Annotated in this window: 22 protein-coding genes; 11 read left to right on the top strand and 11 right to left on the bottom strand. The window is 64.3% G+C overall.

Annotation, left to right across the window (positions count from 1 at the left end):
* Positions 1-835 precede the first annotated feature (835 nt).
* The 10 genes from HALO32_RS01950 to HALO32_RS01905 all read right to left on the bottom strand — a co-directional run bounded on the left by HALO32_RS01950 (position 836) and on the right by HALO32_RS01905 (position 12,908).
* Entirely contained in the window at positions 836-1,723 is an 888-nt protein-coding gene (locus HALO32_RS01950; protein ID WP_151442096.1) for an SMP-30/gluconolactonase/LRE family protein, read from the bottom strand.
* A 37-nt stretch (positions 1,724-1,760) separates the two neighbouring features.
* Positions 1,761-3,566 carry an IlvD/Edd family dehydratase gene (locus HALO32_RS01945; RefSeq protein ID WP_151442095.1) on the bottom strand — a complete coding sequence of 602 codons (1,806 nt, stop codon included), beginning with the start codon at positions 3,564-3,566 and terminating at the stop codon, positions 1,761-1,763.
* Positions 3,567-3,748: 182 nt separating this feature from the next.
* Positions 3,749-5,155 (bottom strand): sugar porter family MFS transporter, encoded by a 1,407-nt coding sequence (locus HALO32_RS01940; protein ID WP_233279899.1) that lies wholly within the window; start codon positions 5,153-5,155, stop codon positions 3,749-3,751.
* Between the two features lie 167 nt (positions 5,156-5,322).
* Positions 5,323-6,255 carry an aldose 1-epimerase gene (locus HALO32_RS01935; protein WP_225809655.1) on the bottom strand — a complete coding sequence of 311 codons (933 nt, stop codon included), beginning with the start codon at positions 6,253-6,255 and terminating at the stop codon, positions 5,323-5,325.
* Positions 6,256-6,265: 10 nt separating this feature from the next.
* Entirely contained in the window at positions 6,266-7,429 is a 1,164-nt protein-coding gene (locus tag HALO32_RS01930) for a Gfo/Idh/MocA family protein (protein ID WP_151442092.1), read from the bottom strand.
* A 21-nt stretch (positions 7,430-7,450) separates the two neighbouring features.
* Positions 7,451-8,506 carry a sugar phosphate isomerase/epimerase family protein gene (locus HALO32_RS01925; protein WP_151442091.1) on the bottom strand — a complete coding sequence of 352 codons (1,056 nt, stop codon included), beginning with the start codon at positions 8,504-8,506 and terminating at the stop codon, positions 7,451-7,453.
* Positions 8,507-8,604: 98 nt separating this feature from the next.
* Positions 8,605-9,558 carry an ABC transporter substrate-binding protein gene (locus HALO32_RS01920; RefSeq protein ID WP_151442090.1) on the bottom strand — a complete coding sequence of 318 codons (954 nt, stop codon included), beginning with the start codon at positions 9,556-9,558 and terminating at the stop codon, positions 8,605-8,607.
* A 50-nt stretch (positions 9,559-9,608) separates the two neighbouring features.
* Positions 9,609-10,628, bottom strand: a complete 1,020-nt coding sequence (locus tag HALO32_RS01915) for an ABC transporter permease (RefSeq protein ID WP_192576412.1) — start codon at positions 10,626-10,628, stop codon at positions 9,609-9,611.
* Positions 10,609-12,138 (bottom strand): sugar ABC transporter ATP-binding protein, encoded by a 1,530-nt coding sequence (locus HALO32_RS01910; protein ID WP_225809653.1) that lies wholly within the window; start codon positions 12,136-12,138, stop codon positions 10,609-10,611. Before HALO32_RS01910 ends, HALO32_RS01915 begins: the two co-directional genes overlap by 20 nt.
* Positions 12,138-12,908, bottom strand: a complete 771-nt coding sequence (locus tag HALO32_RS01905; protein ID WP_151442089.1) for an SDR family NAD(P)-dependent oxidoreductase — start codon at positions 12,906-12,908, stop codon at positions 12,138-12,140. Before HALO32_RS01905 ends, HALO32_RS01910 begins: the two co-directional genes overlap by 1 nt.
* Positions 12,909-13,198: 290 nt before the next feature.
* Between HALO32_RS01905 and HALO32_RS01900 the strand changes: the two genes are divergently transcribed.
* The 3 genes from HALO32_RS01900 to kduD all read left to right on the top strand — a co-directional run bounded on the left by HALO32_RS01900 (position 13,199) and on the right by kduD (position 15,944).
* Positions 13,199-14,401, top strand: coding sequence for an ROK family protein (locus HALO32_RS01900; protein ID WP_151442088.1), 1,203 nt, complete (start codon positions 13,199-13,201; stop codon positions 14,399-14,401).
* A gap of 75 nt (positions 14,402-14,476) precedes the next feature.
* A complete protein-coding gene (locus HALO32_RS01895) occupies positions 14,477-15,154 on the top strand; it encodes an HAD-IA family hydrolase (RefSeq protein ID WP_151442087.1) in 678 nt (225 codons plus the stop codon).
* 37 nt (positions 15,155-15,191) lie between these two features.
* Complete coding sequence (gene kduD / locus HALO32_RS01890) at positions 15,192-15,944, top strand: 2-dehydro-3-deoxy-D-gluconate 5-dehydrogenase KduD (RefSeq protein ID WP_151442086.1); 753 nt, start codon at positions 15,192-15,194, stop codon at positions 15,942-15,944.
* A 97-nt stretch (positions 15,945-16,041) separates the two neighbouring features.
* On the opposite strand, the gene HALO32_RS01885 is transcribed toward kduD, so the two are convergent.
* Positions 16,042-17,787 carry an IlvD/Edd family dehydratase gene (locus HALO32_RS01885; protein WP_151442085.1) on the bottom strand — a complete coding sequence of 582 codons (1,746 nt, stop codon included), beginning with the start codon at positions 17,785-17,787 and terminating at the stop codon, positions 16,042-16,044.
* A gap of 211 nt (positions 17,788-17,998) precedes the next feature.
* Here HALO32_RS01885 and HALO32_RS01880 point away from each other — a divergent pair, with 211 nt between their 5' ends.
* From HALO32_RS01880 to HALO32_RS01850, 8 genes are all read left to right on the top strand, one after another.
* The gene (locus HALO32_RS01880; protein WP_151442084.1) at positions 17,999-19,018 is read left to right on the top strand and encodes a TRAP transporter substrate-binding protein; all 1,020 of its coding nucleotides are present in this window, start codon (positions 17,999-18,001) and stop codon (positions 19,016-19,018) included.
* 72 nt (positions 19,019-19,090) lie between these two features.
* Positions 19,091-19,702: a TRAP transporter small permease subunit gene (locus HALO32_RS01875; protein WP_151442083.1), complete on the top strand. Its 612-nt coding sequence runs from the start codon at positions 19,091-19,093 to the stop codon at positions 19,700-19,702.
* Positions 19,702-21,003 carry a TRAP transporter large permease gene (locus HALO32_RS01870; protein WP_151442082.1) on the top strand — a complete coding sequence of 434 codons (1,302 nt, stop codon included), beginning with the start codon at positions 19,702-19,704 and terminating at the stop codon, positions 21,001-21,003. Before HALO32_RS01875 ends, HALO32_RS01870 begins: the two co-directional genes overlap by 1 nt.
* A 34-nt stretch (positions 21,004-21,037) precedes the next feature.
* Entirely contained in the window at positions 21,038-22,027 is a 990-nt protein-coding gene (gene araD1 / locus HALO32_RS01865; protein WP_151442081.1) for an AraD1 family protein, read from the top strand.
* 20 nt (positions 22,028-22,047) lie between these two features.
* Complete coding sequence (locus HALO32_RS01860; protein WP_151442080.1) at positions 22,048-23,628, top strand: aldehyde dehydrogenase (NADP(+)); 1,581 nt, start codon at positions 22,048-22,050, stop codon at positions 23,626-23,628.
* Between the two features lie 220 nt (positions 23,629-23,848).
* Complete coding sequence (locus tag HALO32_RS18190; RefSeq protein ID WP_233279898.1) at positions 23,849-24,073, top strand: NAD(P)-binding domain-containing protein; 225 nt, start codon at positions 23,849-23,851, stop codon at positions 24,071-24,073.
* A gap of 13 nt (positions 24,074-24,086) precedes the next feature.
* Complete coding sequence (locus tag HALO32_RS18055; RefSeq protein WP_407646806.1) at positions 24,087-24,761, top strand: NAD(P)-dependent oxidoreductase; 675 nt, start codon at positions 24,087-24,089, stop codon at positions 24,759-24,761.
* Positions 24,762-24,978: 217 nt separating this feature from the next.
* A complete protein-coding gene (locus tag HALO32_RS01850) occupies positions 24,979-25,947 on the top strand; it encodes a 2-hydroxyacid dehydrogenase (protein WP_225809651.1) in 969 nt (322 codons plus the stop codon).
* The last annotated feature ends 2 nt before the right edge of the window (positions 25,948-25,949 follow it).

The following is a 25,949-nucleotide window of genomic DNA, read 5'->3' as shown; positions in this document are numbered from 1 at the left end:
TCGCGAGCCAGGTCTCGTGGATCCCGACCGCTGCGTACCAGGTCGATCATCTGTTGCCGAAACTCCGGCGTATACGGTGGGCGTGTTCTAGGCATGGTGAAAACCTCCTGCTATCAAAGCGTCAAGGTCTCCACTGATCCGGGTCAACCCCATTCGCTGATTGCGACAACCGCCACAGCATCTCCGACTCACTGTTTGGCCAGACCGTATGTAGCCGTATCACTCTGAAAGAAGGGCTGCAGAACGTGATACCCGCAGGAGCGCCTCGTGCCGAACACCTTTTGGCACTACCGAATGCCGGCAAACAGCGTCAAGGCGACCACCACCATCCCCTGGCATGAAAGAGGCCGCGCATGTCCGGCGATGACGCCAGGAGGGCGGTCGTTTGGATTAAATTTATAGGGAAAGATGCATAATGGCTGATTTCGATCTCGTGATACGTCGCGCCCGCTGCGCCACCGCCGCAGATGAGTTCGAGGCTGATATTGGCATCAGAGGTGGCGTCATCGTAGCCTTAGGCAGCTCCTTACCGACCGGCCATGAAGAGATAGATGCCGCTGGCCGCTGGGTGCTACGTGGGGGGATTGATGGTCACTGCCACCTGGACCAGCCCACTTCGGACGGTTCGCGGATGGCCGATGACTTCGTGACTGGGACCCGGTCGGCTAAGGCCAGCGCCTCGTCCTTGTAGTCTTGGGAGAAACGGGTACGGATCTTCTTCATCGAAGCTGCTTGCCTCGCCATGGGTCGCCTCGTCTCAGTGTACTGTCTCAACGAGGTGTCCACTGCTGCTGGGCAAGATCATCTGAACAGTTACCTTTGATGAAGGGCAGCCTCAGATGAATTGAGGCTCCGCCAGCCCTGCTATCGGGGCCGGCATCGACAGCAGGCTGCCCGCCAGCGGCCAGCGCGACCAGCCCCCCTTGTCGAGGTGCTGCGTCGCGGTGGTGATGTAGAGAGTACTCAGTTCAGGCCCGCCGAAGGCGACCATGGTCGGGTGCGGGCAGGGCACCTCGTGGCTGGCCAGCAGGCGGCCCTCGGGTGAGAAGCAGACGACGCGGCCTCCGCCGTAGAGGGCGCTCCAGTAGTTGCCATCGCTGTCGACGGCGGCCCCGTCGGGCACTCCCGGCAGGCCCTCTCTCTCCAGATCCACCCAGGTCTCGCCCTCCCCGATGACACCGCTCCCCACCTCGAAGGAGTGGCGTAGGATGCGTCGCGTCGGGGAATCGGTGTGGTAGAGCCAGCGCCCATCGGGACTGAAGGCCAGGCCGTTGGAGATGGCGATACCCGACCGGCGCCGCTCCAGCTTCCCTTCGGCGAAGCAGTAGAGGGCGGCACTGGGGCTCGCCTCGTCGGCGGCCAGGGTACCCAGCCAGAAACGCCCGGCCGCATCGCAGCGGCCATCGTTGAAGCGATTACCGTCTCCCTGGCGCCATTCGGGGTTGTCGACCAGGCGCTCGCGCTTGCTCCCCAGGGGGAATTCGAGCCGGTCGATGCCGGGAGCCGTGGCCGCCAGCAGGCCATCCTCACCCAGGGCGAGGCAGCCGACCTTGTCGCCGAGTTCGACACGCTGCGGCGCTCTACCACTATCGGGTCGCCAGGCGTAGAGGTGGCCATGATTGATGTCCACCCAGTAGAGAGTCTGATGCAACACCGACCACAAAGGGCACTCGCCAAGGCTCATCTCGAGCTCGACCGCCACCGCGATATCCCCGCCTGTCATGCTCTCTCTCCCTTGCTGGTTCGGGCCGATGCCGACCTCAGTGGTTGTCCCGGGGCGGGCTCTGGCGCGCCACGTCGCGATACTGTGTCGCCGTGGTCAGGATCATGCCGCGGTCGAGGGGTTCGACCAGGCCGCGCTGGATCTCCTGCCAGGGTGTCTGGTGATCCGGGTAGCGGTAGCCGCCCGCCTTCTCGAGACGCTCGCGACGCGTCGCGATCTCGCTGTCCTCGACCAGCAGACGGACCTCGCCGTGGGCCAGGTCGATGCGCAACCGGTCGCCGTCCTCCAGCAGGGCCAGGCCGCCGCCGGTGGCCGCCTCGGGTGAAGCGTTCAGGATCGAGGGTGAGCCGGAGGTGCCCGACTGGCGGCCGTCGCCCAGGCAGGGCAGCGATTCGATGCCGCGCCGGAGCAAGGCTTCCGGTGGCTGCATGTTGACCACCTCGGCACCGCCCGGATGGCCGACCGGCCCCGCGCCACGCATCACCAGCAGGGTGCGCTCGTCGATGCCGAGCTCGGGGTCGTCGATGCGGGCGTGGTAGTCCTCGGAGCCGTCGAAGACCACCACCTTGCTCTCGAAGGCATTGGGGTCGTCGCTGTCCTCGAGGAAGCGCCGGCGGAACTCCCGGGAGATCACGCTGGTCTTCATCAGCGCCGAGTCGAAGAGGTTGCCCTTGAGGTTCAGGAAGCCGGCATGCTCAACCAGCGGATTGTCGTAGCGCCGGATCACCTCGGCATCGCGGGTCTCGCACCCCTGGACGTTGGCGGCGAGTGCCTGGCCGTTGACGGTCATAGCATCGCCGTTGAGCCGCCCGGCCCCGAGCAGTTCATGGATCACCGCGGGTACGCCGCCGGCGCGGTGGAACTCCTCGGAGAGATAGGCCCCCGCCGGCATGACATTGGCCAGCAGCGGGATCTCGTGGCCCAGCGCCTGCCAGTCGTCGTTGCTGAGCTCGATGCCGCTGTGCCGGGCGATGGCATTGATGTGGATGGGGGCGTTGGTGGAGCCCCCCAGTGCCGAGCAGACCACGATGGCGTTCTCGAACGCCTCCCGGGTCAGGATGTCCAGTGGCCGCAGGTCCTCCCAGACCATGTCGACGATGCGCTCGCCGGTCTGGTAGGCGACGATGGAACGCTCCTTGTAGGGGGCGGGAATCATCGCCGAGCCCGGCAGGCTCATGCCCAGGGCCTCGGCCATGGAGTTCATGGTCGAGGCGGTGCCCATGGTGTTGCAGTGGCCAACGGAAGGCGCCGAGTCGGCACCCCGGGCCAGGAACTCGTCATAATCGATATCGCCGGCGGCCAGGCGCTTGCGCAGCTCCCAGATGATGGTGCCGGAGCCGACCCTTTCGCTGCCGCGCCAGCCGTTGAGCATCGGCCCGCCGGAGAGCACGATGGCAGGGATGTTCACCGTGGCCCCGGCCATCAGGGCCGCCGGCGTGGTCTTGTCGCAGCCGGTGGTGAAGACCACGCCGTCCAGCGGATAGCCGTGCAGCACCTCAACCAGACCCAGGTAGGCCAGGTTGCGATCCAGCGCGGCCGTGGGTCGGCGGGCGTTCTCGTGGATGGGGTGCATAGGGAACTCGAAGGGCACGCCCCCCGCGGCACGGATGCCGTCCTTGACCCGCTTGACCAGCTCGATGTGGTGGCGGTTACAAGGGGTCAGGTCGGAGCCGGACTGGCAGACGCCGATGATCGGCTTGCCGCTGGTCAGCTCGTCGAGGGTGATCCCGTAGTTCATGTAGCGCTCGATACACAGCGCCGTGGTACCCGGGTGCTCCGGGTTGTCGAACCACCAGCGTGAACGCAGCTGGTCGGGAGTGATCCGTGGTTTGCTTTCGCTCATGAGGTGACCTTTTCCTGTTCATGGCGACCTCGCCATCGAGGCCGATCCGGCATGTCGCAGAGCCTCGTAGCGTGGTGCCGCTCGTGGATAGCTGTCAATTCCGCGATGCGGGGCGGAATTTCATGCGTTCAGCATAGAGCAAAGTGCCCGGCAAGCGCCGGGCACCGCAAGCCGTGGAGACCTTACTCGTAGGCCATCTCCTCGAGTTCCTTGCACTTTGTCTCCTTGATGAAGCGCATCACGAAAAATACCGATACGACGGCACAGAAGGCGTAGAAGCCATAGGCACCCGCCAGGCCGATCGAGGCCAGCATGACCGGGAAGGTCATGGTGATGCCGAAGTTGGCCAACCACTGGAAGAGGCCGGCGATAGCCAGGCCGGAGCCACGCATCTGGTTGGGGAACATCTCGCCGAGCATGACCCACATCACCGGTCCCCAGGAGACATTGAAGAAGAACACATAGGCATTGGCCGCGATCAGGGCCAGGGTCCCCATCTCGTCATCGAGTTGCAGGCTGCCGTCGACCATGCTGGCCGTCGAGAAGGCATACGCCATGCAGACCAGGGTGACGGCCATCCCCACTGAGCCAGTCCAGAGCAGCGGCTTGCGACCGATCCTGTCGATCAGCGCGATGGCGATCAAGCAGGCGCCGATACTCACGGCACCGCTGATGACGTTGATCAGCAGGGCATCGCCTTCGGAGAACCCCACTGATTGCCACAGCACAGCGCCGTAGTAGAAAACGACGTTGATGCCCACCAGCTGCTGGAAGACGGCCAGGCCGATCCCCACCCAGACGATACCGTGCACCTTGCCGGTGGCGTGATTGATCACGTCGCGCAGCCGCGGTCTGTGCTCCCTGTCCAGGGTCGCGTTGATCTCCTTCAGCTTGCCTTCCACCTCGTCCTCGGGCATCACCAGGCGCAGGACATCGCGCGCCTTCTCGTCCTTATGAGTGCTGATGAGGAAACGCGGGCTTTCGGGGATGAACAGCAGGGCGAGCAGGAAGATGGAGGCCGGCAGCAGTTCGACCCAGAACATCCAGCGCCAGGCGGCATGATCGAGCCACAGAATCGCCGTGGAGGATTCGGCGATATCAGCCAGGAAATAGTTGCTGAGGAAGGCGACAAAGAGACCGGAAATGATAGCGATCTGCTGGATGGTCGCCAGGCGTCCCCGATAGGCAGCAGGCGCCACCTCGCTGATGTAGGCCGGGGCCATGACGCTGGCACCGCCTACGGCCATGCCTCCCAGGATACGATAGAAGACGAACTCCATGGAGCCGCCGGCGATGCCCGAGCCCCAGGCACTCACCAGAAAGAAGACCGCCGCCACGATCAACATGGTGCGACGCCCGAAGCGGTCGGCCAGCCGGCCGGCAAAGAAGGCACCGATGGCACAACCCAGCAGCATGGAGGCCACATTGAACCCCGTGCCGACACTGTCGGAACCGAAGGCCGTCTGCAGCCCTTCGACCGTGCCGTTGATGACACCGCTATCGAAGCCGAAGAGGAACCCTCCGATAGCGGCAATGCAGCATATAACGAAGATATACATCGGTCTGTTGAGCTTGTCTTGCAATGGCATACCCATCACTCCTTGTGTTGACGAAGGCTTTCGTCTCTTGTCTTTATCTTGAAAAAAGGGGTTATTCAGCGCCATTCGGGGCAAGGACGCGGCCTGACTGTTGGCAATGTCTCTGAATGAACGGGAAATTCCGCACCTACCCATGGCTCATTCCATGCGAACCAGGATCAGGACCTGTCGACATTCCCCGTCGAGGAGATTTCATGACTGACTGGCCAATCCGGCGGCAGGAGCCGAAAACGGCTGGAAAATTCCAGGGATTCCCCCTGCCGAAGCTCCACTAGGCCATGGGCCAGGGGGTCATCGAAGTGATGCGCATCGACGTCGTGACTTATCGGCTCGAAGCAGAAGAAGTCGGCGTGTTCGCCGGGCGAGAAGACCAGGAAACGCGACGCTCCGGGGGTGGCAGTGACCTCCAACGTCACACCACGACCGGGCCAGTGCAGCCGCGCCCGGCCGTTCCAGCCGGTGAACAGGTTGTCGATGAGACCGCTGGGCAATGCGCAGGAGCGGGAAAAATTCCAGGGATCCCCCGAATCGAGACGCTGCCACTCGGTGGGCAACTGGCGGTCATTCACGTCCCATACCCCCTCGGCAGGGGCCTCGAGACGCACGTCGGCCGTTCTTGGAAACCAGGGGTGCAGCCCCAGGCCATAGGGAGCGGGCTGCTCGCCGAGGTGAGTCACCGCCAGCGAGACGTCCAGCCACTCCCTTTCCAGGCGGTAAATCAGTTCTGCCCGGTAGTCGAACGGCGCCTGTGTCGATGAGCGCAGACACAGGTGAAGGACGTCTTCGCCCCGGGACTCGACCTGCCAGGGTGTCTGCCAGCCGTCGCCGTGGATCGGCAGCGGCTCGCCGGCCAGGTTGGCAGGCAGGGGATAGTGCCGCCCGCGCCAGGTAAACCCTCCCGCGGAAATGCGGTTCGACCAGGGCACCAGCGGGTAGAGCCCCATGCCGTTCGGATCCTGGCCCGAGGCGTGCCCCGGGCGAAACAGCGGCTCGGCACCGTGGGGCGTCAGGGCGTCGAAGCGCACCACGCAACCGCCCAGTTCGGGCAACACCTCCAGGCGCAACGCGGCGTTACGCAGAATCACACTCATCAGCGGTGCCTTACAGGTTCACCCAGGTGCCGCCAGCCCGCGAGGACTCCAGCGCCCGGGTGATGAACAACACGCCGTCGACACCATCCGCCACGCCTGGGGTATGGCGCGCCAGGCTATGGGCTTCACGGTTGGCATGGCGGGCGCGAATCTGCTCGGCAAAGTCGCTGTAGAGCTGGGCAAAGGCCTCCAGGTAGCCTTCGGGATGCCCTGGCGGAATCCGCACCGCGGCCATGGCCGCCTCGCCCAGGCCGGGGCCGTTGCGGGTCAGTCGACGCGGCGGCTCGCCCTGGGGCGTGTAGAGCAGCTCGTTGGGGTCTTCCTGATGCCACTCGAGGCCGCCCCGGCTACCGTAGACGCGCAGCCGCAGGCCGTTCTCCCTGCCGGGCGCCACCTGACTCGACCAGAGCATGCCCCGGGCGCCGCCCTTGAAGCGCAACATCATGTGCACGTTATCGTCCAGTACGCGTCCGTCCACGAAGGCGTGTAGGTCGGCGGCGAGTGACTCTACTTCGAGCCCGGTGACGAAGCGCGCCAGATGATAGGCGTGGGTGCCGATGTCGCCCAGGCAGCCGGCCGGGCCGCTGCGCTTGGGGTCGGTGCGCCATTCCGCCTGCTTGACGCCTTGATCTTCCAGGCGCGTGGCGAGCCAGTCCTGGGGATACTCGACCTGCACCACGCGCAGTTCCCCCAGTTCACCGGCGGCCACCATTTCGCGGGCCTGGCGCACCAGAGAGTAACCGCTGTAGTTGTGCGTCAGGCCGAAGAAGCGTCCGCTGCGCTCGACGAGATCGGCCAGGGCACGGGCATCCTCGAGGGTGGTGGTCATCGGCTTGTCGCAGATGACGTCGATACCCGCTTCCAGAAAGGTCCTGGCCACGTCGAAGTGGAGGTGGTTGGGCGTGACGATGGCGACCACATCGATGCCGTCCTCGCGTTGGCCTTCAGCGTCGGCCATCGCCCGGTAGTCCGCATAGGCGCGCTCCGGCGCCACGTGCAGCGTGGCCGCCGAGGCTCGCGCGCGTTCGGGATCGGAAGCAAAGGCGCCGGCGACCAGCTCGAAGTGGTCGTCGATCCGGGCGGCGATGCGATGCACGCCGCCGATGAAGGCGCCCTGACCGCCGCCGACCATGCCCAGGCGCAGCCGGCGTGGGGCGTTGTGCTCGTTGCTCATGTCGTCGTGCTCCTGCGTGTCTCAGTCGAGTCCCAGAATGCGTCGATTGCCCGCTTCATCCGTGCCGCCACCGGCGAAGTCGTCGAACGCCCGCTCGGTGACCTCGATGATGTGATCGCGAATGAAGGCCGCGCCCTCGCGCGCACCGACCTCGGGATGCTTGAGGCAGCATTCCCATTCCAGCACCGCCCAGCCGTCGTAGTCGTGGGCGGCGAGCCAGGAGAAGATGTGCTTGAAGTCGATCTGGCCGTCGCCCAGCGAGCGGAAGCGGCCGGCGCGCTCAGTCCAGGACTGGTAGCCGGAGTAGACCCCTTGTTTGGGGCTTGGCTTGAACTCGGCATCCTTGGCATGAAACATCTTTATGCGGTCGGCGTAGACATCCAGGAAGCCCCGGTAATCGAGCTGTTGCAGGATCAGATGGCTGGGGTCGTAGAGGATGTTGCAGCGTGGATGATGGCCCAGGCGCTCCAGGAACATCTCGAAGGTAACGCCGTCGTGGAGGTCCTCGCCGGGATGGATCTCGTAGCAGAGGTCCACGCCGGCCTCGTCGAAGGCATCGAGAATCGGACGCCAGCGCTTGGCCAGTTCGTCGAAGGCGCTGTCGATCAGCCCGGCCGGTCGTTGCGGCCAGGGGTAGAGGAAGGGCCAGGCCAGCGAGCCGGAGAAGGTGCCATGCTCGGTCACCCCCAGATTGCGTGAGGCTTTGGCTGCCAGGTGCAACTGCTCCACCGCCCAGGCTTGGCGTGCGGCGGGGTTGCCCCTGACCTCGGGCACGGCGAAGCCATCGAACATCTCGTCATAGACGGGATGCACGGCGACCAATTGCCCTTGCAGGTGGGTCGAGAGTTCGGTCAGCTCGACGCCGTTCTCGGCCAAGGTGCCCTTGATTTCGTCGCAGTAGGTCTTGCTCTCGGCGGCGCGTTTGAGATCGATCAGGCGCGAGTCCCAACTGGGAATCTGCACACCCTTGTAACCATGTCCCGCCGCCCAGGCGGCAATGCTGTCCAGGCTGTTGAACGGGGCGTCGTCGCCGGCGAACTGTGCGAGAAAGATCGCCGGCCCCTTGATGGTCTTCATATCGGCCCTCCTGAGGGTGTCACGCTTGATGATGGCGTCGCGGTGGAAGGGTGGGCCCTTTCGAGCCCACCTGGCGAGGCTTGCGGCTTACTTGCGGCTTAGAAGGGGGAGTCGGGGTAGTAATACTGTTCGGCGTTCTCCTCGGTGATCAGCGGCGAGCCGAGGATGTACTCGCCGAGCACCGGCCCGTTGGACATGAAATGCTGCACGGTCAGGTCCATGGCGGTGGCGATCATCGCCGGCGGATAGAGCACGTCCACGGGCACCAGGTCGTCGCCCTCCATGACCCGCTTGATGATGTCCTTCATCCCGGCCCCGCCGACGATGAACAGTTCATCTTCGCGCTCGGCCTGGCGGACCGCCTCGATCACTCCCAGGGCGATATCGTCATCCTGGGCCCAGACGGCGTCGATGTTATCGAAGCGCGAGAGGAAGTCCTGCATCACTTCGAAGCCGTCGTCACGGTTCCAGTTGGCATGCTGCATGTCGAGGATGTTGATATCGGAGCCCTCGATCGCCGCCTGGAAGCCCTCGACGCGTTCATCGTCGATCACCGTGGGGATGCCGCGCAGCACCACGATGTCGCCCTCGCCGTCGAGCTGTTCGCGGATGTACTCACCGGAGACACGACCCAGCTCGTGGTTGTTGCCGGCGACGTAAAGATCCGAGATGCCGTCCTGGGTCAGGCCGCGATCCACCACGGTGACGAAGACATCTTCCTCTTTCACTCGGCGCACGGGGTCGGTCAGCGGGGCGGACTCGAAGGGCAGGATCACCAGCGCATCGATGTCGCGCAGCGAGACCAGGTCTTCCAGGTCGTTGGCCTGCTCGCCGGGGTTGCTGGCGGTGGAGATGGTGATCTCGATGTCAGGATAGAGTGCCTCGAGGCGCTCCTTGGCCTGCTCGGCGTGGAAGTTGACGCCGCCGGTCCAGCCGTGGGTCGCCGCGGGAATCGAGACCCCGATGGTGACCTCCTGTGCCGTGGCGGCGGCCGGTACGCCCACGGCCGCCGAGACGGCCAGGGCGAGTAGTGACTTCTTGATATGTGGCATGCTCTTGCTCCTCATACTTGTGCTTGTTGTCGCTGCCAGTGCTGGCGGGCTCAGGGTCCCGCCTTCCTCCACGATGCGCGCTGCAGGTACACCGCGACGATAATGATGATCCCCTGCACCGTGCCGTTGAGATAGTTGGAGATGGCGTCCGTCAGGTTGAGAATATTGCCGATCATGGTCAGCATGATCGCCCCCACTACGGTGCCCCAGATGCGCCCGTGCCCACCCTTGAGCACAGTGCCGCCGATGATCACGGCGGCGATCGCCTCGAGCTCCCAGAGCACACCGGTGGCGCCGGAGGCCGAGCCCAGTCGCGGCACGTAGATGATGGTCGCCAGCGCCACGCAGACGCCTTGTAGCACATAGGTCAGCGTCTTGACCCGGTCGACATGGATGGCGCTGTATTCCGCCACCTTCTCGTTGGAGCCGATGGCGAAGCAGTAGCGACCGAAGCGTGTGAAGTTGAGCAGTACGTAGCCGATGATGGCGACGACCAAAAAGACCCAGACCGGAATGGGGATCCCCAGCAGGCTGTCGTAGTAGACGGGTCGATAGATATCGCGCACGTTCCAGTCCAGCGTCAGGGTGCCGCCGTCGGCCAGGTAGGTGACCAGCGAGCGATAGATGCCCATGGTCCCCAGGGTGACGATGAACGCCTCGATCTTGCCCTTGGTGGTGACGACGCCGTTGATGAAGCCGGCACCCATGCCCAGAATCAGCGACGCCCCCACCCCGAACAGCACCGTGGTCAGGCCGGCGCCGAACTGCTCGACCAGGCCATTCATGATGATAATCATCACCCCGGCGATGAAGGCCGCCATGGAACCCACCGAAAGGTCCAGGCCACCGGCGGTAATCACGAAGGTGGCACCGATCGCAATGATGCCGATGAAGGCACTGCGGGTAAGCATGTTGCTGAGGTTGTCCAGCCCCAGGAAGGCCGGGTTGATCAGCACCCCCAGGATGGCTAACACCACCAGGGCGATGAAAGGCCCCCAGGTCTTCAGGTCGATGGCCATTCCGCCTCCCTTGACCTTGACGGCCTTGCGTTCAGGCGCGACGTTGCTCATCCGCTCCTACCCCCTTGATTCCCGATGCGTAGTGCATGATTTCCTGCTCGTTGATCTGCTCGCCCTCGAGGACGCCGGTCAGCTCGCCGGCACACATCACCGCCACCCGGTGGGATAGGCCGATCAGCTCGCCCATCTCCGATGAGATCAAGATGACCGAGCGGCCGGCATCGGTGAGCTCGCGAATGAAGCGGTAGATCTCCTGCTTGGTACCCACGTCGATGCCGCGGGTCGGCTCATTCATGATGACGATCTCGGGGTCGATGGACATGACCTTGGCGAGCAACAGCTTCTGTTGGTTGCCACCGGAGAGTTCGGCCGCCGTCAGCGCCTCGGTGCGCAGGCGAATGTCGAAGCGCTCGATGGCCTGCTGAAAGGCCTGCTCCTCGCGCTTGCGGTCGATCAGCGGATGACAGTAGTCGCGCAGGTTCAGCAGTGTCAGGTTGGGGCGCAGCCCCATGTTAAGCACCAGCCCCTTGCCCTTGCGATCCTCGGTGAGGTAGGCGATACGATGCTGTACGGCGTCCCGCAGATGGCGCAGCGTCACCGGCGCATCGTGGCGGCGAACCTCGCCGCCGGCGCGATAGCGCAGGCCAAGGATCGACTCGATCAGGGCCGTGCGTCCGGCACCGACCACACCGCCGAAGCCGAGCACCTCGCCTTTGCGCAGGGTGAAACTGGCCCGCCGGACGGCGCCGGGGACCACGATGTCACGAGCCTCCAGCACGATCGGCGCGTCGTCGGCAACCGGCCGGCGCTCGGGGTACATCTCGGTGATCTCGCGCCCCACCATGAGGCGGGCGAGCTCCTCCTTGGTACGGCCCTCGAGGGGGCCGCTGTCGATGAGATGACCGTCTCGCAGCACGGTGACACGATCGGCGATGCGCTCGATCTCACGCAGCTTGTGGGAGATGTAGAGGATCGCCACACCCCGCTGGCGCAGCCGGTCGACCAGGGCGAAGAGCACCTCGACCTCGTGCTCGGTCAGGCTGGCGGTAGGCTCGTCCATGATCAGCACGCGCACGTCGCGGGTCACCGCCTTGGCGATCTCCACCATCTGCTGGTCGGATGTCGACAGCTCCTTGACCCGGGCCCGGGGATCGACACGGGTTTCCAGCTCGGCCAGCGCCTCGCGGCAGCGCTCGCGCATGGCCCGGCGGTCGAGGAAGGGGCCGCGGCGCAGCTCGCGGCCCAGGAAGATGTTCTCCTCCACCGTCAGCTGCTCGGCCAGTGCCAGCTCCTGGTGAATCAACACGACCCCCTCGGCCTCCGCCTCGCCGCTACCGCTGAAGCATCGCGGCTGGCCATCGACTCGAACCTCGCCCGCACTGGGCGGCAGGTAGCCGGCGAGTATCTTCACCAGGGTGGATTTGCCGGCGCCGTTCTCACCCAGCAGGGCGTGAACCTCGCCGGGATAGAGCGCCAGGTCGATTCCGAACAGCACCTGATTGCCGCCGAAGGCGCGGTCGATACCACCTGCCTCGAGCATTGGCGTGCGTTCTTTGCTCATCAGCCCCAGCCACCATCAACGGCGAGCTCCTGCCCGGTGATGGCGGCACTCTCGGCACTGGCCAGGAAGAGCGCCGTCGGCGCGATATGTTGGGGCTCAAGGCGCAGCTTCAGGCACTGGTGAGCCTGGATGGAGGCTTCCTCCTCGGGGCCGATCCATTTCTCGAGCTGTCTTTCGGTCATGATCGAGCCGGGCACCAGGGTGTTGACGCGGATATGGTGGGTGCCGAGATCGCGAGCCAGGCTGCGCGTCAGCCCGTGGACCGCTGCCTTGGCAGTGACGTAGGTGGAGAGATCACCGATGGCCATCTGCACGCTGATCGAGCCGAAGTTGATGATGGATCCGCCACCGGCCTCGATCATCTGGTACGCGGCGGCCTGGGCGGCGAAGAACATGGGGCGCAGGTTGAGCGACATCCGCTCGTCCCAGTAGGCAACATCGACATCCTTCCAGGAGTGGCGATCGTCGTTGGCGGCGTTGTTGACCAGGGTGTGGATTGGTCCCAGGCTCTCGCCGATCTCGGCGATCACCGCTTGCAGCGCCTCCACGTCACGAATGTCGCAGCGGTGAAACTGCGGAGCCGTTCCGGTGGCGGCCTTCAACTCATCGACCAGCGCCTGGCTGGCAGGCTCGTTGATGTCGACAAAGGCAACCCGGGCTCCCTGCCGATGAAAGGCACGCGTGAGTGCCGCCCCGATGCCGCTACCGCCGCCGGTAATGAAAACCACCCGCTGCTCGAGGCTCGGATATCGTGCTGCATCGCTGCTCATGCTGGACCCCACTTAGTATTATCTATTTACTAAGTTCAGGTTGATGGCGGAATAACCGCTCTTCAATGAGACCTTGGTCTTGTGTCGCGCAACCTGCTTGAATTCATGAAGGAAACCCGTTGGAGCAGCCCTGGGGCCAAGGATGTCCTGGCGTGACTCGAGCGCTTGCATTCGTTTAATCTAAGCATCAAGTTCCCTCGGGATCAGCGATGAGGGGAAGATCACGATAATGGCTCCGGCGGCCTATCCCGCTCACTGCCGGCACAAAACAGACAGGTCTCGTTTCATCCATGTCGACAAGCTTCCAGCAGCACAGGGGTGGCGATCTTCCCTTCCTCAAACGACTGAACCGCAGCGCCATTCTCGAGATGGTGCGCCGCACTCCCGGCCTCACCCGCGCCGACATCTCCAGCCAGGCACAGCTGACCAAGGCCACCGTGGGTGGCTGCGTCCAGTCGCTGCTGCACCAGGGCTGGCTACGCGAAGGCGAGCTGCAGAAAAGCAGCGGCGGCCGCCCCGGCCGCGCCCTTCACCTCAACAACGACCGCCACGTGCTGCTCGGTGCCGAAGTGGGCGTGCACGGCCTTCGCCTGGTGGCCTGCAACCTCTCCGGCCAGGTGCTCGAGTCGCATCACGAACATTTCATCCCGACTACGCCGGAAGCCACGGCCGAACGACTCGGGGACCTTCTTGGCGGGCTGACGAGGGCACCATCGGTGACCGGACGCCGGTGCCTGGGACTCGGCGTCACCCTGCCCGGCCCTATCGCCCCCGGCGAGCCGGTGTTGCGCCTGGCCCCCAACCTGGGCTGGCGGGACATACGCTTTCTGGAGCTGATGCGTTCTCATCTCCCCGGCCTCGAAGGCACCTGGCTGATGGACAACGAAGCCAATTCGGCCGCTTTCGGCGAGATCTACTTCCGTACGGACAGGATCCCCGAGTCGCTGATGTATGTCAGCGCCGGCACGGGTATCGGTAGCGGCATGGTCGAGGGCAACCACCCGCCGATGATGACCAGAGGCATCCAGGGACTCGCCGGCGAGATCGGCCATACCGTACTGCAACCAGGTGGGCTGTACTGCCATTGCGGTAATCGTGGCTGCGCGGAGACCCTGGTCAGCGGTTGGTCGATTCGCGCAGCCCTGGGCATCGCCGAGGAGGAAGACCTCATCCAGGCCCTGCGCCCGCGCCTGAACGAGACCGAGGTGCAGCTCACCCTGCGCCGGGCCGGCGAGGCACTGGGCATCCTGCTGCTCAACCTGCACCATACCCTCAACCCCTCGGAGATCGTGCTGGGCGGCTCTCTCACCCCGCTGGGTGCCCCCCTTCTGGATCCTGCCCTGGCCTATTTCGAGGCCAATCAGAATCGCCTGCTGGGCACTCCGCGACAGATCCCTCTGCGCGTGATCGAGGATTACAGCTTCGTCGCCGCCCGAGGCGCCGCCGCCCAGGTGCTGGCCAGCGTCATTCATCACTCGGACGAGCTGATCTAGGGGCCTGCCGGCCAATCGCCCCGGCCATCTGGTATCCTGGCCATCAAGATTCAACCCTTCCGTTCCGAGGCCACCATGTCATCCTCCCTCTGCCTGCTCTTCGACTCCGACGGCACCCTGGTCGACAGCGAGATCCTCCTCGCCGACGTGATGGCCGAGGTGCTGCCGCGCTTCGGCCTCCCCTTTACCGCCCGCCAATACATGGAGGAGTTCCGGGGCGTGCGCTTCCAGACCATCATCGAGACCCTGGAAAGCCGTCATGGTCCCTTGGAGGAGGGCCGCTTCCCGGTAATGGAAGCCGAGATGCGCGATCGCCTGGAGACCCGCATGCGCGAGGATCTCCAGGCGATCGACGGCATGGCACAGACGCTTACCGGCCTGGCCGACCATCCCATGGCCGTGGTCTCCAACGGCCCCGAGCGCAAGATACGCTGCGCCATGGAGAGCGCTGGCCTGGTCGCCCACTTCGGCGACAACCTCTTCAGCGCCTATACGCTGGGCGTCTGGAAGCCCGACCCGGGACTCTTCCTCGCGGCCGCCGCGGCCATGGGCTATCCGCCCGAACGCTGTGTGGTGATCGACGACGCCGCCGTGGGCGTGGCCGCCGGCCTGGCGGCCGGCATGCGGGTTATCCATCTCAACCACTTCCCCGACGAGGAGACCACCCCCGAGGGGGCCATCGGCATCCGCCATGCCAGCGAACTCCTGCAGGTCATTGGCGGGCTCGTCGAAACCGTCCCATCCCGGGCCTGAAACGCCCGGCCGTTCCCCGCTCAAGGAGGCTCGCTGGATGACACCTTTCTCTCTGACAGGCCAGGTCGCCATGGTCACCGGCTGCAACAAGGGCCTTGGCCAGGCCATGGCCGTCGCCCTGGCCGAGGCGGGTGCCGACGTGGTGGGGGTCAACCGCAGCCCCGCCACCGACACCTGCGCCCGGGTAGCCGCACTGGGCCGACGGTTCTTCGATGTCGAGGCCGAGCTGGGTCGCGACAGCCCCGCCGGGATCGTGGACGAGGCGGTAGCCCTGGCCGGCCAGGTAGACATCCTGGTCAACAACGCCGGCATCATCCGGCGGGCACCGGCCCTGGAGTTCTCGGAGGAGGACTGGGATGACGTGGTCGACGTCAACCTCAAGGCGGCGTTCTTCCTCGCTCAACAGGTCGCTCGCCATCTGGTCGAGCGCCAGGCCCCCGGGCGGATCGTCAACATCGCCTCGGTACTCTCCTTTCAGGGCGGTATCCGGGTTCCCTCCTACACCGCCAGCAAGAGTGGCATCCTGGGCCTGACTCGCCTGCTAGCCAACGAGTGGGCGGCATACGGCATCACCGTCAATGCCATCGCACCCGGCTACATGGCCACTGACAACACCCAGGCACTTCGAGACGATAAAAACCGCAGCGCGGAGATACTCGGACGCATTCCCGCTGGCCGCTGGGGGAAGCCGGAGGATCTCGCCGGTGCGGTGGTCTTCCTCTGCTCCCCGGCCGCCGCCTATGTCAATGGCCACGCCCTCGCGGTGGACGGCGGCTGGCTGGCACGCTGAGGGCACCAGAGAGGCCCTTCCCACAGCAAGGCGCGCCCGGACCAGACGCATTCCGTCATAGAGGGCTGAGCATGCCGTCTCCTTCCGGATTGCACGGTCAATGCGAGTGCCTGGGCACCTCGGCACCGCGACAGCCCACCAGGAAGTCGAAGTCGCAGCCTTCGTCAGCCTGCAGCACTCGCTCGATGTAGAGCTGGCGATAACCGCCGTCGCTGGCGATGCGCCGTGACGCCGCGGTGGGATCGCTCTCCGCCAGCCGGGCCTGGAGATCGGCGTCGCTGATCTCCAGGTGCAGCCGACCCGAATCACAGTCCAGCTCGATCCAGTCGCCGTTGTGTACCGCCGCCAATGGGCCGCCGGCCGCCGCTTCCGGCGCCACGTGAAGCACCACGGTGCCATAGGCGGTACCGCTCATGCGCGCGTCCGAAATTCGCACCATATCGGTGACACCCTGCTCGAGCAGCTTGGACGGCAGACCCATGTTGCCGACTTCGGCCATACCGTGGTAGCCACGCGGTCCGCAGTTTTTCATCACCAGGATACTCTCTGCATCGACCTCCAGGTCGGGGTCGTTGATGCGCGCCTTGTAGTCGTCGAAGTCCTCGAAGACCACCGCGCGGCCCCGGTGCTGCATCAACTCGGGACTCGCCGCCGAGGGCTTGAGCACCGCGCCGCGGGGCGCCAGGTTGCCTTGCAACACGCACATGCCCCCATCGGGGACCAATGGAGAGTCCAGCGGACGGATGACCTCGTCATCGTAGATCGGCGCCTCCTGGACGTTCTCCCAGAGCGTCTTGCCATTGACGGTCAAGGCATCCTTGTGCGGCAGCCGATCCGCCTCGCCCAGGCGGCGCAGCACGCCCGGCAGGCCGCCGGCATAGTAGAACTCCTCCATCAGGAAGCGCCCCGAGGGCTGGAGGTCAACGATGGTGGGCGTGCCGCGGCCGATGCGTGTCCAGTCATCGAGAGAGAGGTCAACCCCGATACGCCCGGCAATCGCCTTGAGATGGATCACGGCATTGGTCGAACCGCCGATGGCGGCATTGGTGCGAATCGCGTTCTCGAAAGCCTGGCGGGTCAGCACCTTGGAGAGTTTCAGGTCTTCGTTGACCATCTCGACGATGCGGTTGCCGGAGAGGTGTGCCATCACGTAGCGGCGGGAATCCACGGCGGGAATAGCGGCATTGTGCGGTAGCGAGGTTCCCAGGGATTCCGCCATGCAGGCCATGGTCGAGGCAGTGCCCATGGTGTTGCAGGTGCCCGCCGAGCGCGACATGCCAGCCTCTGCGGCCATGAAGTCGTGCATGGAGATCTTGCCGGCCTTGACCTGTTCGGAAAGCTGCCAGACTACGGTGCCCGAGCCGATGTCCCGGCCCTTGTGCTTGCCGTTGAGCATGGGGCCGCCGGTCACCACGATGGTGGGGATATCGCAGCTGGCCGCCCCCATCAGCAGCGCCGGAGTCGTCTTGTCGCAGCCTACCAGCAGCACCACCGCATCCATGGGATTACCACGAATTGCCTCTTCCACGTCCATGCTCGCCAGGTTGCGGGTGAACATTGCGGTGGGGCGCAGGTTGGACTCGCCATTGGAAAATACCGGGAATTCGACTGGGTAGCCGCCAGCCTCGAGAACGCCCTGTTTCACGTGGTCGGCAAGCTTGCGGAAGTGGGCATTACAGGGCGTCAGTTCCGACCAGGTGTTGCAGATGCCGATGATCGGCTTGCCCTGGAACTCATGGTCGGGAATCCCCTGATTCTTCATCCAGCTGCGATACATGAAGCCGTTCTTGTCGGCGCTGCCGAACCACTCGGCGCTGCGCAGCGGGCGCTTGCGATCGGTCATGGAGGACTCTCCTTTCATGGAATCGAGGCCGAGGCTCGCCCCGGAAATACAGTGACATGCCGAGACGGTACTCGCTCGCCCATTCCTAGTCGATACATACGAAAGTATATGTTGAACAAATAGACGCAATGTTCGACATTGCAGAGGCCCCCGAACGGGACCCAACGCGCACCTCACGCCACAACAACAACCTTCCTCAATGGAGAATTCTATGCTCAAGCTGAAGCACCCCCTCATCCTTGGCGGATCCGTCCTGCTGCTGGGCCTGCCTGCGGCCCAGGCAGCCGAATACGAATGGAAGTTCCAGGCCTCGGAGACCTCCGGCGAGCCCAGCTTCAAGATCAAGGAAGAGTGGGCGGAGAAGATCACCCGGATGACCGATGGTCGGGTCGAGATCGAGGTCATGCCGATCAACGCCGTGGTTGGGCCTACCGAAACCCTGAGCGCCGTCAGTGCCGGTATCCTCCAGGGCCACATGACCGATCCCAGCTACTTCTCCGGCCAGGATCCCGCCTTTGGCATGCTCGGCAATCTGGTCGGTGCCTGGCAGAACCCCTACGACTTCCTGGAGTACATGAAGTACGGGGGCGGGGAAGAGCTCTATAACGAGCTGGTGGAGCCCTATGGTGCTCACCTGATCGCTGCGGCGACCTTCCCGCTGGAATCCGTTCCCTCCACTGTGCCCATCGAATCCCTCGAGGATTTCGAAGGCCTGAAGATCCGCGCCCCCCAGGGCATGGTCTACAACATCTTCGAACGCATCGGCGCCACCCCGGTCAACCTGCCCGGCTCCGAGGTCTATACCGGCCTGGAGAAAGGCGTGATCGATGCTGCCGACTCCACGGTGCTGTCCAACAACGACGCCATGGGCCTGCACGCCTTCGCTCCCTACCCCCTGTATCCCGGCTTCCACTCCATGCCGATGATCGCCGTATCGATCAACAAGGATATCTGGGACAGCCTGCCCGAGGAGCTGCAGACCACCCTCAATACCGCCTTCGACGGCATGGCCTATGACCTGATCGCCCGCCTCAAGCAGCAGGACATCGAAACCCTGCAGAAGCTTCTGGAAGATCCCGATGTCCATCCCTTCGACCTCCCTGCCGAGGAGCGCAAGAAGTTCCGTACAGCGGCAGAGCAGGAGTGGAAGGAGTGGGCCGGTGAGAACGAAATGACCCAGAAGATCTATGACTCGGCGACTGCCTTCCTGCGCTCGCGCAACCTGCTCTGATTCATCGTCTCTCATCCCCAACCGTCCCATCACCCGAGGCAGCCCCTCGGGTGATGGGCTCGGAGGCGAGCCATGCCCCAGAAACCCCCTGATACTCAAGATCTCTCTCCCGATACGCAGGACCTCTCCGATATTCTCGAGAAGGTCGAGGAGGTCTCCCCCGAACGCAACGCCCTCGACAAGGTGATCGCCCGCGGAGCCCGCCTTGCAGCCTGGCTGGTGCTGCTCGCCATGGGCATCAGCGTGGTGGAGGTCTTCATGCGCTACGGCTTCAACAACCCGACCTCCTGGGTGCACGAGACCGTGGTGTTCCTGATCGCGGTGATCTTCGCGCTCGGCGGGCCGGCCGCCATGGCGCGCAACAGCCATATCCGCGTCAAGGTGCTCTACGACAGCGCCGGTCCCCGGCTCAAATGCTGGATGGATCGCCTCAACGACCTCCTGACCCTGGCCTTCTGCCTGACCATGAGCTACGCGGCCTTCCAGATGTTCTGGGGAGCGACGCACAACCCGCTGGGCGAGTGGTCCCTGGAGCGCTCCGGGACGTCCTGGAATCCGCCCTTTCCCGCCATGGTCAAGGGCGCGATCTTCTTCGCCCTGGCCCTGATGACGCTTCAGGCCGTGCTGCACCTGATCGAGTCGATCAGGGCGAGGCCCGCCCAGACTGACGAGGAGATGCGCTGATGGATATCGGAACAGCGACGATCCTGATGGTCGGCGCGATCTTCGCGCTGCTGGTGACCGGCCTGCCACTGGCCTTCATCACCGGCCTGGTCGCCATGGTCTTCACCTTCGGCTGGTTCGGCGAGTCCGCCCTGACGCTGGTCACCAGCCGGGTCTACGGCTTCATCACCGAATACTCCCTGGTGGCGGTACCGATGTTCGTGCTGATGGCCTCGCTGCTCGACCGCTCGGGGATCGCCAAGGACCTCTTCAATGCCATGCGCGTCTTCGCCGGACGCCTGCCCGGAGGCGTGGCGGTACAGACCATCGTGGTGGCCTTCTTCCTCGCTGCCCTCTCGGGGATCATCGGCGGGGAGATCGTGCTGCTGGGCATCCTGGCCCTGCCGCAGATGCTGCGCCTGGGTTACGACAAGCGGCTCTCCATCGGCGTGGTGTGCGCCGGCGGCGCCCTCGGCACCATGATGCCGCCGTCGATCGTGCTGATCATCTACGGCCTTATCGCCAGCGTATCGATCGCCGAACTGTTCACCGCCGCCATTACCCCGGCGGTGATCCTCATGGGGTCGTACATCGCCTATGTGCTGGTGCGCTGCCTGAAGAACCCCGCCCTGGGGCCGCCCCTGAACGAGTCCACCCAGGACAACCCCTTCGCCAGCAGGCTCGATGCCGTCAAGGCCATCGTGCTGCCGGCGTTGATCGCCTTCCTGGTGCTGGGCACCATCTACGGCGGCATCGCCTCGGTGACCGAGGCCGCTGCCATGGGGGTGTTCGGGGTACTGCTGGCCATCGTCGTGCGCGGCGAGTTCGCCATGGGCATGCTGCACCACAGCCTGGGCCAGACGATGAACACCTGCGGCATGATCATCTGGATCGGCATCGGCGCCGCGACCCTGGTGGGCGTCTACAACCTGATGGGTGGCAATCGCTTCGTGTCGGGCATGATCCTGGGGCTCGATGTGGCTCCCATCGTGATCATCCTGGTGATGATGGCGATCATGCTGATCCTCGGGCTCTTCCTCGACTGGATCGGCATCGCCATGCTGGCCCTGCCGATCTTCCTGCCCATCGTCATCCAACTGGGCTACGACCCCATCTGGTTCGGCATCCTCTTCGCCGTGAACATGCAGGTGTCGTTCCTCTCGCCCCCCTTCGGTCCCGCCGCCTTCTATCTCAAGAGCGTGGCACCGCCGGATATCAGCCTGCAGGACATCTACCTCTCGGTACTGCCCTTCATGGCCATCCAGCTGTGCGTCCTGGCCGCCCTCCTGATGTGGCCGCAACTGGCCATCTGGCCGCTATGATGACCCTCGATTCCCCTTCCATGAGGAGAGCACCATGCGATTGATCCAGTGTGACCATCAGGGTCGGGTTCACGCCGCCCTGGTGGAAAGCGAGCAGCAGATCAGGCTGCTCGATGCCGATACCTATACCCTCGCCCTTCGCGCGATCCGCGCCGGCAAATCACTCGGCGAAATCATCGAGTCGGCATCGACCGACGAGCGGCTCGACTACCAGACGCTGATCGACGAGAAGCAACTGTTGCCGCCGCTGACCCATCCCGACCCGGCCCACTGCCTGGTCACCGGCACCGGCCTGACCCACCTGGGCAGTGCCGATACCCGCTCGGCGATGCACGCCAAGGCCCAGGCCGACGAGGCGGAGTTGACCGACTCCATGCGCATGTTCAAGCTGGGGGTCGAGAACGGCAAGCCCGCCGCCGGCGAGACCGGCGCCCAGCCGGAGTGGTTCTACAAGGGCGACGGCGGCTGCGTGGCGGCCCCGGAAGCCGAGATCCCGGTACCCGGCTTCGCCGAGGATGCCGGCGAGGAGCCGGAGCTTGCCGGGCTCTACGTGATCGGCGACGACGGCACCCCCTGGCGGGTCGGCTTCGCCATCGGCAACGAGTTCTCCGACCATGTCACCGAGCGCTTCAACTACCTCTGGCTGGCCCACTCCAAGCTGCGCGCCTGCAGCTTCGGGCCGGAGTTGCTGGTCGGCGAGCTGCCCGCCCACCTGGAGGGTACCAGCCGCATCGTGCGCGACGGCGAGACGCTATGGGAGAAGCCGTTCCTGACCGGCGAGGCCAACATGGCCCACAGCCTGGCCAACCTGGAGCATCACCACTTCAAGTACGCCAACTTCAGGCGACCGGGGGACGTTCACGTGCACTTCTTCGGCACGGCGACCCTGAGCTTCGCCGACGGCATCCGGACCCGCGAAGGCGACCGCTTCGAGATCGCCCTGGCCGACTTCGGAAGGCCGCTGCGCAATGCCTTGCGCTTCGAGACGGTGACTCCGGCCACCGTCGAGATTCCCTCACTCTGATTCCATACCAGGAGAACATCATGGCACTGGAAGGCAAGCTACTGATCGGCCAGAGGGCCGTCAGCGGAAACGCGAATCCCATCAACGCCATCAATCCCGCCACCGGCGAGACCCTGGAGCCCGCCTATGTCGGCGGCGGCAAGGAGGAGGTTGCCCAGGCCTGCGAGCTGGCCTGGAGCGCCTTCGATACCTACCGCGAGACCTCCCCGGAGGAGCGGGCGGTGTTCCTCGAGACCATCGCCAGCGAGATCGAGGCGATCGGCGATGACCTGATCGAGCGCGCCATGGCCGAGAGCGGCCTGCCCCGGCCGCGCATGGAGGGTGAGCGCGGTCGCACCTGCGGCCAGCTGCGCCTGTTCGCCTCGGTGGTACGCGCCGGGGAATGGCTCGACGTGCGCGTCGACCCGGCCCTGCCCGACCGTGAGCCGATGCCGCGTCTCGACCTGCGCCAGCGCCACGTCGCCCTGGGGCCCGTGGCCGTGTTCGGTCCCAGCAATTTCCCGCTGGCGTTCTCCGTCGCCGGCGGCGATACCGCATCAAGCCTGGCCGCCGGCTGTCCGGTGGTGGTCAAGGCGCACTCGGCGCACCCCGGTACCTCCGAGCTGGTGGGCCGCGCTCTCCAGAAGGCGGTCAAGGCCTGCGGCCTGCCCGAAGGCGTGTTCTCGCTGCTGTTCGGCTCCGGCCGCGAAGTGGGGGCGGCGCTGGTCGCCGATCCGCGCATCAAGGCGGTGGGCTTTACCGGCTCGCGCAGTGGCGGTACCGCCCTGATGACGATCGCCCAGAACCGCGCGGAGCCGATCCCGGTCTACGCCGAGATGAGCAGCATCAACCCGGTGTTCCTGCTGCCGGAGGCGCTCAAGGCGCGCGGCGACAAGATCGCCGAAGGCTTCGTCGGTTCGCTGACCATGGGCGCCGGCCAGTTCTGCACCAACCCGGGCCTGGTGATCGCTCACGAGGGCACGTCACTGGATGCCTTCCTCGACGCCGCCGGCGAGGCGGTCAAGGAGAGCCCCGCCCAGACCATGCTTACCCCGGGCACCCACGAGGCCTACCAGGAGGGCGTGGCATACTACGCTGGCCACGACGGCGTGCGTGAAGTGGCACGCGGCCAGGCGGGCTCGGGGACCAATCAGTGCCAGGCCGGCCTGTTCGTCACCACGGCGGCGGATTTCCTCGGCGACGAAACCCTGCAGCGCCAGGAGGTCTTCGGGGCCTGTTCGCTGGTGGTGGCCTGTGCCAGCAACGACGAGCTGCAACGGGTCGCCGAGCGGCTCGAGGGCCAGCTCACGGCCACCCTGCAGATGGACGATGCCGACCTCGACATGGCACGCAGCCTGCTGCCCACGCTCGAGCGCAAGGCGGGACGGATACTGGCCAACGGCTGGCCGACCGGGGTGGAAGTCTGCCATTCCATGGTGCATGGCGGCCCCTATCCGGCGACCTCGGACAGCCGCACCACCTCGGTGGGCAGCGCGGCCATCTTCCGTTTCCTGCGCCCGGTGTGCTACCAGGCGCTGCCCGAGGGTCTGCTGCCCGAGGCACTCAAGGACGGCAACCCCCTCGGCGTGAGCCGCCTGGTGGATGGCAAGCGCGAGGCGTGACGGTGCAAGCCAGCGACAACAGGGCGAATCCTGTTGTCGCTGCACCTGTTGATCGATCCTATCTTTCGCATGCCGACGTCCAGGCAAGGGCAACCCGGGATCCTTCAATTTCCCTGCAGAATAAGGAAAGGAGGCTACCGAGCGGCGAAATACCTAGCTCTTCGGCATGTTCTGAAGTACATGAAGCATTACTTCAGGAACCAGGAAAAAAGGATAAATCATGTCGAATTCAATCAACAAGATTGGCTTCATTGGACTGGGTTTCATGGGACACGGTATTGCCAAGAATATCGTCGAGAAGGGTTTCTCGCTGACGATCATGGCGCACAGGAATCGAACTCCTGTGGAAGACATGATCAGCCGTGGAGCCACAGAGGTCGAAACCGCAAAGGAAGTGGCTGCCGAGTCGGAGATCGTTTTTCTTTGCGTGACGGGGGTCGAATGAAGTCGAGGCAGTCATTCGAGGCGAGAATGGCCTCAAGGAAGGCCTGAAGCGTGGATCGATCGTCGTCGACACCTCCACCTCGGATCCGAACTCCACGCTGGCCCTGGCAGACGAACTCGAGGCAATCGGCGTTACCCTCGTCGATGCCCCGCTGGGACGCTCACCGAAGGAAGCCTGGGAAGGCAAGCTCGATACCATGGTCGGGTGCGATGCAGAGACATTCGCGCGTATCAAGCCGGTACTCGAAACCTGGGCAGGGCGAATCGTCCATATCGGAACCACTGGCGATGGCCACAAGATGAAGCTTATCAACAACTTCATCTCTCTTGGATACGGCGCCCTCTATGCCGAGGCCCTGACGCTGGCCAAGAAGGTCGGAATAGAACCTGCGCGTTTCGATAGCGTCATCCGCGGCAGCCGGATGGATTGCCAGTTCTACCAGACTTACATGCAATATGTACTTGAGCGTGACCGCGATGCCCACAAGTTCGCATTGCGCAATGGCTTGAAGGATATGTGCTATCTCGATGCCATGGCGACTCAAGCCGGCATCGCCAATCCACTTTCGAATGCAGTGAAGAATTCCTATGCACTGGCGGTCAACACGGGTCGTGGCGAAGATTATATACCCATGCTTTCCGATGTAATTGCTGAGCTCAACGATACCTCCCTGGAACCGGCCGAGTGAGGGCTACTGTAGCCCTGCAACAAGGCGCTCAGCCATCTCGGCAATACAACGGAGATGGTAGAGGAAAACAAACTACCTACGAAAATCCATGCTGAACATGCGTTTCGGTGAATTTCAACTCATGACCCTCAGAGCAGAAGCCTCACTGCGGACAAAATGAGATCATGACAGGATATCATGAGTGATCATCAATCGATAAAAACAGAGAGGAGTCATCGTGAAAGACATCGAAATCCTTGTTCCCGTCCCCATGCGAGAGATGATCACCGATCAGCTCGATGAAACTTTCATCCTGCATCGCCTTTGGGAGCAAACTGATCCAGAGTCTTATCTGGATGAGGTGGCGCCTCGCATCCGCGGCCTGGCTGCGGGTGGGCATCGCGCCATCGACGCCGCCCTGCTGGACCGACTGCCTGCCCTGGAGATCGTCTCTTGCTTCGGTGTCGGCTACGATCACGTAGATGCTGCCTATGCGGGGAAAAAAGGGGTCATCGTCACCAATACGCCCGATGTCCTGACCGACGAGGTCGCCGATGCGGCCGTCGGGCTGCTGATCGCTACCCTGCGGCAGTTCCCTCAGGCCGACCGTTTCGTGCGCGAAGGCAAGTGGCTGGAAGGGGCCTTCCCCCTGACCCCCAGCCTGCGTGAGCGAACCATCGGCATGGTGGGGCTAGGCCGCATCGGACACGCCATCGCCCGGAGGCTCGAGGCCTTCGGCGTCGATGTCATCTATCACAGCCGCACACCCAAGCAGAATGTGGCCTACCCTCATTACCCCTCCCTCACCGAGATGGCCCGAGATGCAGATGTCCTTGTCGTCACGACACCCGGTGGACCGGGTACGCAGCACCTGATCGATTCAGCTGTTCTGGAAGCCCTGGGATCCCGGGGGGTGCTGATCAACATCGCCCGCGGCAGTGTCGTCGACGAGCAGGCCTTGATCACGGCACTCCAGAACGAAACCATCCTGACGGCGGGTCTGGACGTGTTCGAGAACGAGCCGGAGGTCCCCCAGGCCCTGATCGACATGGAACACGTCGTCCTTCTGCCCCATGTCGGCTCGGGTTCGGTCCATACACGCGACGCCATGGGCCAGCTCGTGGTCGACAATCTGAGGTCATGGTTCGCCGGAAAGGGCCCCCTCACACCCGTCGTCGAGACCCCCTATCCGCCCACGAGCCGCTGAGA

It is taken from the genome of Halomonas lysinitropha (assembly GCF_902500215.1).
GTDB classification, from domain to species: Bacteria; Pseudomonadota; Gammaproteobacteria; order Pseudomonadales; family Halomonadaceae; genus Halomonas; species Halomonas lysinitropha.
Note: the sequence above shows the minus strand (reverse complement) of the source record. Positions and strands in the feature narration are given on the sequence as shown.

What these genes read in the sequence shown, in the direction of transcription:
- HALO32_RS01950 (WP_151442096.1), bottom strand. Translation starts at nt 1,723, where the DNA reads ATGACAGGCGGGGATATCGCGGTGGCGGTCGAGCTCGAGATGAGCCTT.
- HALO32_RS01895 (WP_151442087.1), top strand. Translation starts at nt 14,477, where the DNA reads ATGTCATCCTCCCTCTGCCTGCTCTTCGACTCCGACGGCACCCTGGTC.
- HALO32_RS01945 (WP_151442095.1), bottom strand. Translation starts at nt 3,566, where the DNA reads ATGAGCGAAAGCAAACCACGGATCACTCCCGACCAGCTGCGTTCACGC.
- HALO32_RS01910 (WP_225809653.1), bottom strand. Translation starts at nt 12,138, where the DNA reads ATGAGCAAAGAACGCACGCCAATGCTCGAGGCAGGTGGTATCGACCGC.
- HALO32_RS01925 (WP_151442091.1), bottom strand. Translation starts at nt 8,506, where the DNA reads ATGAAGACCATCAAGGGGCCGGCGATCTTTCTCGCACAGTTCGCCGGC.
- HALO32_RS01900 (WP_151442088.1), top strand. Translation starts at nt 13,199, where the DNA reads ATGTCGACAAGCTTCCAGCAGCACAGGGGTGGCGATCTTCCCTTCCTC.
- araD1 (WP_151442081.1), top strand. Translation starts at nt 21,038, where the DNA reads ATGCGATTGATCCAGTGTGACCATCAGGGTCGGGTTCACGCCGCCCTG.
- HALO32_RS01915 (WP_192576412.1), bottom strand. Translation starts at nt 10,628, where the DNA reads ATGAGCAACGTCGCGCCTGAACGCAAGGCCGTCAAGGTCAAGGGAGGC.
- HALO32_RS01935 (WP_225809655.1), bottom strand. Translation starts at nt 6,255, where the DNA reads ATGAGTGTGATTCTGCGTAACGCCGCGTTGCGCCTGGAGGTGTTGCCC.
- kduD (WP_151442086.1), top strand. Translation starts at nt 15,192, where the DNA reads ATGACACCTTTCTCTCTGACAGGCCAGGTCGCCATGGTCACCGGCTGC.
- HALO32_RS01880 (WP_151442084.1), top strand. Translation starts at nt 17,999, where the DNA reads ATGCTCAAGCTGAAGCACCCCCTCATCCTTGGCGGATCCGTCCTGCTG.
- HALO32_RS01875 (WP_151442083.1), top strand. Translation starts at nt 19,091, where the DNA reads ATGCCCCAGAAACCCCCTGATACTCAAGATCTCTCTCCCGATACGCAG.
- HALO32_RS01920 (WP_151442090.1), bottom strand. Translation starts at nt 9,558, where the DNA reads ATGCCACATATCAAGAAGTCACTACTCGCCCTGGCCGTCTCGGCGGCC.
- HALO32_RS01905 (WP_151442089.1), bottom strand. Translation starts at nt 12,908, where the DNA reads ATGAGCAGCGATGCAGCACGATATCCGAGCCTCGAGCAGCGGGTGGTT.
- HALO32_RS01860 (WP_151442080.1), top strand. Translation starts at nt 22,048, where the DNA reads ATGGCACTGGAAGGCAAGCTACTGATCGGCCAGAGGGCCGTCAGCGGA.
- HALO32_RS01870 (WP_151442082.1), top strand. Translation starts at nt 19,702, where the DNA reads ATGGATATCGGAACAGCGACGATCCTGATGGTCGGCGCGATCTTCGCG.
- HALO32_RS01885 (WP_151442085.1), bottom strand. Translation starts at nt 17,787, where the DNA reads ATGACCGATCGCAAGCGCCCGCTGCGCAGCGCCGAGTGGTTCGGCAGC.
- HALO32_RS01940 (WP_233279899.1), bottom strand. Translation starts at nt 5,155, where the DNA reads ATGCCATTGCAAGACAAGCTCAACAGACCGATGTATATCTTCGTTATA.
- HALO32_RS01930 (WP_151442092.1), bottom strand. Translation starts at nt 7,429, where the DNA reads ATGAGCAACGAGCACAACGCCCCACGCCGGCTGCGCCTGGGCATGGTC.
- HALO32_RS18190 (WP_233279898.1), top strand. Translation starts at nt 23,849, where the DNA reads ATGTCGAATTCAATCAACAAGATTGGCTTCATTGGACTGGGTTTCATG.